Source organism: Flavobacterium sp. (assembly GCF_027531905.1).
Lineage (GTDB): Bacteria > Bacteroidota > Bacteroidia > Flavobacteriales > Flavobacteriaceae > Flavobacterium.
The window spans coordinates 1-10,828 of sequence record NZ_JAPZSU010000068.1 but is presented as its reverse complement, the minus strand read 5'-3'; the positions used below and the strand labels follow the sequence as shown (position 1 = coordinate 10,828).

The window sequence follows — 10,828 nt, the reverse complement described above, 5'->3', positions numbered from 1 at the left end:
AAAATTTGGAATCCGCAAAGCTTTTGGAATTGTTTTTGAAATGAGTGCCACCACAAAAAGTTTATCTTCTTCCCAGATGGCAAAACGTTATTCTATTAGTCGTCCAACAGCATGGCTGTTCATGCATAAAGTCCGTTCAGCAATGAAAAGTAGTGAGTTGAACCCAGTTGTTGGCACTGTTTATGTTGATGAATTTGTTTATGGCGGTAAGGAAGATTTGAAGCAAGGAAGGAGCAACGATAGTAAAAAAAAGAAGATTGTGGCAGCGGTTGAAATTGATGATGAAGGAGGCATAAAAAGAGCATATTTCAAAAGAATTAACGATTACTCTTCTGATGAACTTGGTAAAATTTTTCATAGTCATATATCAACTCAAGCAAAGGTAAAAACCGACAAATGGTCTGGGTATAAACCATTGAAAAGGCAATATGATATTGAACAAATTAAAAGTAATACTTCTGATTTTTTCCAAATAAATACAATAATACATCAAGTAAAATCATGGCTAAGAAGTACATATTCTTGGATGCATGAACAAAATATTGAAAAGTATTTAGACGAGTACAGCTATCGATTAAACAGGTCAATACACAAGCAAACCATATTTGACAATCTAATTAAAAGAATGATTAATCAAAAGCCTATTGGTTTACAAACAATTAAAACAAGTAGATAACTTTACAGCTCTATATTTTAATAATTTATAACCTTTGTTAAAAACACTAAAACTTGTAAAACCAAAAATAGTTTTAATAAAACCTCTAAAATCAAAATCTTCGATCTGTGAAATAGAAAGCTTTTTTAGATAATAAAACCTATATTCATCCTTCTTAACCAAAGCATCTCTCAGAATAAATTTATATCGGGCTTTAATATAATTTCCTAAAACCACTGGATTAGCCAATTTATTTATTTTTAATAAAAATAAATGCTTTTTTCTCGCTCTAAACTCAGATTGTGTTTCTTTGAAATTCAACTTTCCTATTTCTTGTGACAACGAATTTTGATGAATTCTATATTTTATTAATGGCTTATCAATAAAAGCAATTGTAGGCTTTTGATATAACATTCTCAAATTAAAATCCCAATCATCTAAATTTGAAAGGTTTTCATCAAATAATTCTTTTTGATTCTTTAAAAAACTTTTTCTCCATAGTGGCCCAGAAACATAAAAGGTTACCTTTCCTAACAAATAATCTTCAATTAAATTGTCTGAATAAATTGTGCTTTCTTTTAACACTCTATCAATCTCAAAATCATAATAAGCTACTTTACAAACACTACAATCAATATTCTTATCAATTGTATTCAATTGCTTTTCGAGTAAACTTTTATGCATTATATCATCGCTATCAAACCACTTTATATACTGCCCTTGACTCAATTCAAAACCATAATTCCTACAAGTATTAGCCCCTTTTATTCTTTCAACTGGTCTTTGATAATATTGAAATCGGTTGTCTTTTAAAATATACTTTGCAACAAGAGTAGCTGTTTCATCTGTACTACCATCATCCACAACTATACATTCCCAATTGGAATAGGTTTGTGCTACAATACTATCGAGCGTTTCACAAATTAAGTGGGCTCGATTGAATGTGGGGATGATTATAGATATAAGATTTGACATTTTAAATACAATCATACATAAACTTTGTAATTCTATAGTATCCCTTTCTGTTATGATAATAAGTATTGAGATAAATGATCAAGAATAATAAACAATAAATTACTAGATTTATACTTAATTCACTTTTAAACAATCTAATTGTCATAAATGCATATTTTGGGTTGATTTTAGGGTAAACATAATGCTTCAATTGTTTAAATAATCGTTGAATAAGTTTTTTTTTATACTCTGTCTTTTGTTTTTTAGATAATATTAAAAAAACAGAAGTATAATAATAATATAATGAATCAATTATGTCTTGATATCCTTTTATTGAATTGTACTTATTAATACTTGCTTCATCAAAACGATAATAACAGTCAGTTATGTCAATTGACAAATATTTCGGCTTTAAAAAACCCAAAACTCTTACATTAAATTCCTCATCCTGAAAATTTTGTATTTCTTCATTGAATCCGATTTGATTTTGAATTAATTCAGTTTTAAAAATAGGACGACTGACATTCCAAGGTAAAGTGCTACTCAAAATAAAATCTTCAAGGGTTTCTTTCAAACTAAGATTTATTACTTTTCGATAAGGGTATATTTCACAGAGTGATTTATCACTAAAAACCCCCATAGAGAAAACGAGAAAATCCTTTTCTGGATGCTCTGAAAATAGCTTTACTCTTTGCTCCAAACAATTAGTCGTCATAATATCATCACTATCAAAAAAAATACAATAATATCCTTTCGCATGTGAAAGCCCAAAATTTCGGCATGCATTAGCGCCCTTTAACTTTGTATCTGGACGTTTAAATCTTTTTATTCTTGAATCGCTCTCACAATAGTTCCCAATTACCGAAAAAGTAGAATCAAAAGAACCATCATCAACCACAATACATTCCCAATTTGAATAAGTTTGGTTTATAATCGAATCTAATGTATCATTTATAATTGTCGCCCTATTAAATGTAGGTATAATTATAGAAACTAAAGGTTGCTCCATTACTTTTGATTTATTGCATAAATCATTCCTGAGTTATGTTCCAATACATGTGAAAAAAAAACAAACCCATTTTTTTTCAAATACTTTTCGATTTCAAATGCCCCTTTATCATGCCACTCAATCATTAAACAATCAATTTCTTTAAGAATACCCGAATATGCAATGTTATCAAAAATATCATACTCCCCTCCTTCACAATCCATTTTCACTATAATTTTAACATTTGGATTATCATCAATAATTCTTCTTAATTGAACTGATGCATCATTAATCATTACTTTAGTTTTTACAACAGCATCAGCTTTAAAACTAGAACTCAAATTTCCTCTTACCCCCGTATTACCTTTTACATTTCTATTAAAAAAAAATACTTCATTTTTATCTTTTTCCCCTAAACCAACATTATAAAACTCAACAAGTTCCTTTGTTACTCCATTTAATGACATATTCAACATAGCTTGTTGGTAAGACATTCCAACTGGTTCAAAAGCATAAATTTTAAGAACGTTAAATAGTCTAGAAAAATACAAACACGAAATACCTATGTTTGCGCCAATATCAATAATAACTGATTTTTCATCATATGAAAAATTATACGTATTTTGAACAAAAACTTCGTTCAAAATAAAAAATTCTTCAAATGTTTCAACATAAATTTTCAGGGAATCAATCTCAACTATAACGCCATCTTCATAATCTGAGATCTTCAATTCTGGAAATTTTTGCTGAATCTTTTGGATAAAGTCATATGATTTTAATAATAAATCTTTTTGTTTAGTAACATTGTAAGTTGAAATTCCTTTAGCTTTTATTAAAGATATCTTTTTTTTATTCTCTATCCTATAACCTAATTTTGAAATCAATTTATATATATACAATCTCATATTCTTTTTTTTTATAATTTTTAGACTTACATTAATAAATCAAGTTTGGACTTTTTCTTAAAAAATTCATTTTTTATTTTAAAAAAAAGATTCCTCCCTATAAAAACAACACTCTTCTTTATACCCACAATTACAAAAAAAGATGGAAAATAATACAAAACATTAATAATGTTTATAAAAGAATATCTATTTGACTTTGCACTAAGTACTCTACATAAATATTCTTTTTCTTCAAACATTTCTTTAGAAAAAATTGTTTGATCAAAGATTGCTTTTTCATTGTTCTTATTAATTATATAATCAATTGTTTTAATTATACTTTGTAATTCTCCCAAATGAAACTCCTTTTCATCCAATTTGGAATCTAAATCAAAAGAGTGAAATTTAAAATTTACTGTAGGAACTACTTTTTGCAACATTCTATTTCTTAGCTCTCTAGAAATTTTACCTTGACGTTCACTCCTAGCTATTGAGGTTTGTTGAGAATGTATTCTATAATAAAGTAATACTTCCCCAATGTTTGCCATTTTCCCAAGAAAGACTATGCGTGTCCATAAATCATAATCCTCGGCTGGTTCCATATTTGGATCATATTCCAGATTATAAAAATAAAATGTTACTTTGCGAAACATTACCGTTGGATGTGCAATATAACAACCAGAAATCAATTTTACTTTTATCTCTTCGTGAGTTAGAGGATGATTACAAATTTTTTCTGACCCAATTATCTGATATAATGTTCCACACAAAATTACATCTGGATTTGAATCTAAAAATGTCACTTGTTTGGCAAATCGTTCAGGTAAACTAATATCATCCCCATCCATTCGAGCAATGTACTCACCTTTTGCAACTTTTAATCCGTAATTAAGACTATTGGTATAACCTGTGTTAACAGGCTTTTCAATTAATTTAATTCTAGAATCTTTGTATTCCTTGATAATGCTAACTGTTTTATCAGTAGATGCATCATCAATAATCAAAAATTCAAAATCTACAAATGTCTGATTAATTATGCTATCAACAGCATCTTTGATATACAGTTCGCAATTGTATACTGGCATTAGTACGGTTACTTTAGGGGTCTTTGTTGAAATCATAATTATAAATTAGAACATCTTTCTTTTTAAAGCTTTCAACAATAAACTCCAATAGAATCTAACATCTTTTTTTCCAGCCTCTATTCTCTCTAATTGATTTTTATAATATTTAAGACTATTATCCTTCCCCATAGATAAAACCGGGTGCACCAAATGCTTACCAGAGAAACTTTCTAAAACACTTAGTTTTAAGTTTAAATCAATATTTTTAGTGAATAGAAGCATATTTTGTCTGTACCATGAATCTACATTTTCATTCTCCCAAAAAATAGGTCTTACAACATCAAGGAGATAATATCCTTCTCTTTCAAATTTTTCAATCCAATAGTTGGGTTCTTGTTCATTAATGTGATTTTGCCCTCCTTGATTAGGTATAGCAGCCGAAAATAAAATGGTATCACTTAAATTGCAAATCGTTTTTACAAATACATCAGCACTATCAAGACTAAGATGTTCAGCAACTTCTAATGAAATTGCTAAATCGAATTTTCTGTCGGCTAAATATAATTTTTCGAGGTCGTATTCAACAAAATTGCTTTTGTCAATTTTGAGTAAACTTTTATCTACATAATTACCATCAATTCCTAAAATATCACGAACTCCATTTTCTTCAAAAACTTTTAACCAGGTTCCAATTCCACAACCTACATCAACTACTGAACTGACATTTAGTGTTTCTAAAAGAAAAGGAATTACTTCCCTCGCTGCCTTAAAATTATGAACTGCTTCTTCATGAATATATCTAATATTCTCTACCATCTTATTTGAAGTTTATTTCTGAATCATAAAAATAATTCAATCGTTCTTGAATGGGCTTCCTTGTATCTAAATCTTTTAAAACATTAAAATGAAAAGCTTCGAATATAATATCAACATTGTTTTCTTCATCTCCATAATAAATATCAACCTTATAATTTTTTGATTTTATTAATCTAAAGACTGGAAAGCAAAGTTTAATAATGCCTTCACTTTCTTTATGTTTTAAACTATCACCAGTATTTCTGTTATTCAATCCCAATATAGGTAAATCTTCATCATCCTTAATTACTATTCCCAAAACTGGTTCTTTATACTTTACGGGATTTGAAAAGGCAAAATGGAATTCTACATTTTTTCCAGTTAATAAGGAATTTGTTCTTTTTCCCTCACAAAAAATTTCAACACTTAAAATACCGCCTTCTTTATATTTCTTATTTGGATTTTTTGAAAAATCAAAAAATCCAACATTTTGTAATTGCGTTTCATCTATTGCTTGATTTGAGTTCAAATATAAATCTACAACTTCATCAATCCCCCCTTCAAATACCACTCGCCCATGCAACATCACAATCCCCCTTGTACACAAACTCTTTACCGCTGCCATATTATGACTCACAAACAACACCGTTCTCCCTTCACCTTTGGAGATATCTTGCATTTTGCCGATGGCTTTCTTTTGGAATTCGGCGTCGCCTACGGCTAAGACCTCATCGATGACCAAGATTTCAGGCTCTAGGAATGCGGCTACGGCAAAGGCCAAACGCACCGTCATTCCGCTGCTGTATCTTTTTACCGGGGTATCTATATAGCGCTCACAACCCGAGAATGCAATAATTTCATCCAATTTCTGGGTGATTTCTTTTTTGGTCATCCCTAGAATGGCACCGTTTAAATAGACATTTTCTCGTCCGGTGAGTTCGCCATTAAAACCAGTTCCTACTTCGAGTAAGGAGGCAATTCTCCCTTTCGACTTAATGCTCCCAGTTGTCGGTGCGGTGACTTTGGATAAAATCTTCAGCAAAGTCGACTTCCCTGCGCCATTCTTTCCAATGATTCCCAACACTTCGCCTCGTTGTACCTCAAAATTAATATCTTGTAAGGCCCAAACATAGTCGGAATTTCCTTTGGTGCTGCGGTCGTTGGTTTCGCCTATCTTCAAATACGGATCTTCTTTCCCTCGTATTTTGTGCCACCAACGGTTCAAGTCGTGACTGAGCGTGCCCGTTCCAACCGTACCCAAGCGGTATTGCTTGGAGATGTTTTCGGCTTTTAAAATTATGTCTTTCATAGTAGTAGTGAGAGGTGAAAAAGTGAAAGGTGAGAAGTAAAAAAATCACTTCAACTATTTCTTTAATAGATAATTTTTCATTCCTATAATCAAACTTTTTACCTCATTAATACTATTATCTACTTTCAAATCTTCATTTAGATATTGTAGACGAATCGCTATCAGATATTGTGTTTCCACTTCCGCTAAGGAACCCAAAGCAATATATAAAAATTGAATAAATTCTTTATCACTTTTTCGCGCTGCCCCTTCTGCAATATTTGAGGGTATTGAAACTGCAGCTCTACGCATTTGACTTGTTAAACCAAATTTTTCCGTATCGGGAAACAAATTAGTAATTTGATATACTTGAAGCACCAAATCCATACTCTTTTTCCAAACCTCTAAATCCTTGTGATTCATATTTATAAATTATTCATAATAAACATCTTAACCTTTCTCACTTCTCACCTCTCACCTCTCACTCCTCACCTTCTCACTCCTCACCCTCTCACTCCTCACCTTCTCACTCTTACACCGTATCAATAAAACTTTTCTCGGTTCTATTAAAAACCAAAAGACCTGCAAAAAAAACAAACATCGTTACGACAAAAGTAAAAAGTAGTCCGTTTACAGACAACGTTCCAACATTCAACAACATATAACGAGATGTTTCGATGCTATAGGCCAAAGGATTATAATGGACTAGCCATCCGTATTGCGGTAATTTTTCTTCAATCAATGCCAGAGGATACATCACTGCCGAGAGGTACATCAACAGTTGCACGCCAAAACCAATCAAATGGGTGAAATCTCGATATTTGGTCACTAAAGACGAAATCAACATTCCCAATCCCAGCCCTAAAATACCCATGAAGAGGATTAAAATGGGGAGCATGACCACCGACCAATGCAGGCCAACAGCGGCACCTTGAAAGAAATAAAAGGCGTAAAAAACAAAGAAAATCCCAAATTGTATGCCTAGCTTTAACAAATTAGAAATAACAATCGAAAGAGGTGTAATGATCCTTGGAAAATAGACTTTGCCAAAAATACTAGCATTGGCCCTGAACGTATCCGAAGTTCCGGTAAGACAAGCGGTAAAATAATTCCAAACGGTAATCCCTGCCATATTGAATAAAAAAGGAGGTACCGCTCCAGTTTTTATTCCTGCAACCGAATTAAAAATGATAGTGAAAGTTATGGCCGTAAACAAAGGTTGTATCAAATACCAAAGCGGACCCAAAACGGTTTGTTTGTATACGGTAACGATGTCACGTTTCACAAAAAGAAACAACAAATCACGATAGTGCCACACTTCTTTGAAAGGAAACGAAAAAAAAGAATTTTTGGGTGTTATTTCAAACAACCAATCTTCATTTGGGGTAGGCGTAGTATTCATTTTGAGTACAAAAGCTATAGCTAAAAATCACCAGTTAAGAATTTCTATTTTTTGATGGCACAAAGATAACTATTAATCTTAAATAGCGAACAACAAGAAACCCTTTCAACGTACAAGACACTGAAAGGGTTATAATTTTATTAGATCAACAACAGTGACATTTTGTAACCTTGGCGAGAACTCACACTGACCACTTACTCACTGAAGATTCCTATAGCGTCCCTTTTTCGTAACCCTTTGCGAACTTTGCGGTTAAATCATTAAACTTCTAAACCACCATAAACAATTAACCACAAACAATCAACTATTTACAATCAACTATAAACAATCAACTATAAACAATCAACCACAAACAATTAACCATAAACAATCAACCATAAACAATAAACCCATTACTTATCCAAAAACTGATAGCTAGAATTCATACTCTTAAACTCGGGGACAATTTTTTTCATTTTGCCTACTATGTCATCATTGCCAAAGAAGGGTGACATACCGATGAGCTCCTCAATTTCAACATGCAAGTTTTCAAATTCCTCTTGAATTTCTTCTGCAATCATGATTTTTTCATGATAGGTTGGAATCGTTTTAGAAGTATCGTTTAATAATTCTTCGTATAATTTTTCTCCAGGGCGTAATCCAACAATTTTTATTGGAATATCTTTATCAGGAATAAACCCTGCCAATTTGATCATTTTGCGAGCTAAATCGATAATCCTTACGGGTTTCCCCATGTCAAAAATATAGATTTCTCCTCCTTTACCCATAGATCCTGCTTCTAGAACCAACTGACAAGCTTCGGGTATCGTCATAAAATAGCGAATAATATCTTGATGTGTAATAGTTACAGGGCCTCCTGCGGCAATTTGTTTGGTAAACAAAGGCACTACCGAACCATTAGATCCTAACACATTCCCAAAGCGAGTCGTTATAAATCTAGTTCCCTTTCCATTATTTTCCTTGATGCTTCTCAACTGTAACGATTGCACATACTTTTCTGCAATACGCTTGCTTGCCCCCATCACATTGCTTGGATTCACAGCTTTGTCCGTGGATACCATAACAAACTTTTTCGCTTTAAACTCACAGGCCAAATCTGCTACATTTTTGGTCCCTTCCACATTGGTTTGAATCGCTTGTGCAGGATTCTCTTCCATCAAAGGTACGTGCTTATATGCTGCAGCATGATAGACCACTTGTGGCTGATACTCTTTGAAGACTCTTTTCATCACTTCTTTGTTACGAACATCCGATATGACACTAGATAATTTAGATTCAGTCGCAATTTCTGCTAAATCTAGGGTTAGTTGATGCAAAGGAGTTTCTGCTTGATCTACTAAAACTATGGATTTAGGCTTAAATTGTATCACTTGACGCACAATCTCACTACCTATGGAACCAGCAGCGCCTGTAATCATAATCGTCTTATCTTTTAAGTCTTTAGAAATCGTCTTAGTATCCAATATAATCGGATTTCGCTCCAAAAGGTCTTCAATCTGTATGTTTTTTACTTTATCCGAAATCTCTTTTTGGTTTTCCCAATTCGAAATCAAAGGCACAGTATACACACGGTAATTGTATTCTAAACACTTATCTACTATCAATAATTGTTCGTCCTTAGTCAAGGATTTGTCGGCAATAATAATGGCTTCCGCTCCAACGGACCGCATCAAGGTAGGCAGTTTTCTCTTTTGTACCAATATAGGCAAATCTAGCATTCGCTTGTTGGAGTTCAAATTATTTTTATCTACAAAACCTACTATCTTAAAACGTGTTGGCGTTTCAAATTTCAACGCATTGGCCACCGAAATGGCATTGGCATCCGTTCCATAAATAATGGTACGGATTAACTTATTACTTCCTTTATCTGAAAAATACAATTCGAAAGTCTGTTTCACCACTACGCGGTACAAAAACAACCCACAAAAAGAAAGAAGGATATTGATAAACAATGCCGTATTTAAAATCGCTTTCTCTCCGGTACTTATTTCATAAAAAAAGTTAGCTATTAAAAAAAACACCAAGACCGCCAATTGAGAAAATAGCAGTTTTACAGCATCAATATAAGAAGAGTGACGGATAATACCCGAGTAAGTACGAAACAACCAAAAGAAAAAAACATTAACACCGATCAACAAGCTAATATATACTAGGTAATGCGGAGTAACAATATACTCTAAACCAGTGCCTTTAAAAATTAAAACGGTAAAGAAAAAAGAGACGTTGAGTACCATCGTGTCCATCAACACGATAATCCAGCGCGGCAAATAACTGAGATTATGAATACTGAATTTTAGATTCGCTCTGGAGAAAAAACTTTGCGTAGTCGTACTCAAAATAAAATTGCATTATAAATTAGTAAACACAAAAGTACAAATTGTTGGGAAAGCATGGACAAGAAAAATGTTAATATATGCTACCAGTCGTTTTTTTTGCTGGTTAACGAATTAACTGTTGAATCGGTTATTCGTGGAATCGGTTATTCGTGGAATCGGTTATTCGTGGAATCGTGGAATCGGTTATTCGTGGAATCGTGGAATCGGTTATTCATTGAATCGTGGAACCGGGTAATCGTAAAAGGGGTGAGCTCAATGTCATTAAGTTAAGGAATAATCAATAATTTGATTGCTGATTTTTGAATAACGATTCTTGATTTCTGATGTGTGTAAACCATTGAAAAAACTAGTTTTTCCTATTTATTAGCACAAAAATCTAAAATCAAGAATCGTTTATCTACAATCAAAAATCTCTTAACTTAATGACATTGGGGGTGAGCTGTTGAATCGGTTATTCGTTGA

10 protein-coding genes are annotated in these 10,828 nt (G+C 32.4%); 1 reads left to right on the top strand and 9 read right to left on the bottom strand.

The genetic code is table 11. The features are described 5' to 3' along the window. Positions 1 to 676 (top strand): IS1595 family transposase (locus O9307_RS14325; protein WP_298300592.1); only part of this gene is annotated, 676 nt, incomplete at its 5' end. Here the strand turns inward: O9307_RS14325 and O9307_RS14320 are convergent. From O9307_RS14320 to O9307_RS14280, 9 genes are all read right to left on the bottom strand, one after another. Further along, entirely contained in the window at positions 650 to 1,645 is a 996-nt protein-coding gene (locus O9307_RS14320; RefSeq protein WP_298300589.1) for a glycosyltransferase family 2 protein, read from the bottom strand. The two genes, O9307_RS14325 and O9307_RS14320, sit on opposite strands and share 27 nt — an antisense overlap. Then, positions 1,632 to 2,618 carry a glycosyltransferase family 2 protein gene (locus O9307_RS14315; protein ID WP_298300586.1) on the bottom strand — a complete coding sequence of 329 codons (987 nt, stop codon included), beginning with the start codon at positions 2,616 to 2,618 and terminating at the stop codon, positions 1,632 to 1,634. The genes O9307_RS14320 and O9307_RS14315 overlap by 14 nt, the downstream gene beginning before the upstream one ends. Next, complete coding sequence (locus O9307_RS14310; protein ID WP_298300583.1) at positions 2,618 to 3,502, bottom strand: FkbM family methyltransferase; 885 nt, start codon at positions 3,500 to 3,502, stop codon at positions 2,618 to 2,620. The genes O9307_RS14315 and O9307_RS14310 overlap by 1 nt, the downstream gene beginning before the upstream one ends. 26 nt (positions 3,503 to 3,528) lie before the next feature. Further along, positions 3,529 to 4,602, bottom strand: a complete 1,074-nt coding sequence (locus O9307_RS14305) for a glycosyltransferase (protein WP_298300581.1) — start codon at positions 4,600 to 4,602, stop codon at positions 3,529 to 3,531. 9 nt (positions 4,603 to 4,611) lie between these two features. Next, on the bottom strand, positions 4,612 to 5,361 hold the full coding sequence (locus O9307_RS14300; RefSeq protein ID WP_298300578.1) for a class I SAM-dependent methyltransferase: 750 nt from the start codon (positions 5,359 to 5,361) through the stop codon (positions 4,612 to 4,614). A gap of 1 nt (position 5,362) precedes the next feature. Beyond that, positions 5,363 to 6,649, bottom strand: a complete 1,287-nt coding sequence (locus O9307_RS14295; RefSeq protein WP_298300575.1) for an ABC transporter ATP-binding protein — start codon at positions 6,647 to 6,649, stop codon at positions 5,363 to 5,365. Positions 6,650 to 6,703: 54 nt separating this feature from the next. Continuing rightward, complete coding sequence (locus O9307_RS14290; RefSeq protein ID WP_298300572.1) at positions 6,704 to 7,051, bottom strand: four helix bundle protein; 348 nt, start codon at positions 7,049 to 7,051, stop codon at positions 6,704 to 6,706. 109 nt (positions 7,052 to 7,160) lie between these two features. Then, positions 7,161 to 8,030 (bottom strand): ABC transporter permease, encoded by an 870-nt coding sequence (locus O9307_RS14285; protein WP_298300569.1) that lies wholly within the window; start codon positions 8,028 to 8,030, stop codon positions 7,161 to 7,163. A 392-nt stretch (positions 8,031 to 8,422) separates the two neighbouring features. Then, a complete protein-coding gene (locus O9307_RS14280) occupies positions 8,423 to 10,366 on the bottom strand; it encodes a nucleoside-diphosphate sugar epimerase/dehydratase (protein ID WP_366100649.1) in 1,944 nt (647 codons plus the stop codon). Between the last annotated feature and the right edge of the window lie 462 nt (positions 10,367 to 10,828).

What these genes read in the sequence shown, in the direction of transcription:
- O9307_RS14320 (WP_298300589.1), bottom strand. Translation starts at nt 1,645, where the DNA reads ATGATTGTATTTAAAATGTCAAATCTTATATCTATAATCATCCCCACA.
- O9307_RS14300 (WP_298300578.1), bottom strand. Translation starts at nt 5,361, where the DNA reads ATGGTAGAGAATATTAGATATATTCATGAAGAAGCAGTTCATAATTTT.
- O9307_RS14305 (WP_298300581.1), bottom strand. Translation starts at nt 4,602, where the DNA reads ATGATTTCAACAAAGACCCCTAAAGTAACCGTACTAATGCCAGTATAC.
- O9307_RS14295 (WP_298300575.1), bottom strand. Translation starts at nt 6,649, where the DNA reads ATGAAAGACATAATTTTAAAAGCCGAAAACATCTCCAAGCAATACCGC.
- O9307_RS14290 (WP_298300572.1), bottom strand. Translation starts at nt 7,051, where the DNA reads ATGAATCACAAGGATTTAGAGGTTTGGAAAAAGAGTATGGATTTGGTG.
- O9307_RS14310 (WP_298300583.1), bottom strand. Translation starts at nt 3,502, where the DNA reads ATGAGATTGTATATATATAAATTGATTTCAAAATTAGGTTATAGGATA.
- O9307_RS14285 (WP_298300569.1), bottom strand. Translation starts at nt 8,030, where the DNA reads ATGAATACTACGCCTACCCCAAATGAAGATTGGTTGTTTGAAATAACA.
- O9307_RS14315 (WP_298300586.1), bottom strand. Translation starts at nt 2,618, where the DNA reads ATGGAGCAACCTTTAGTTTCTATAATTATACCTACATTTAATAGGGCG.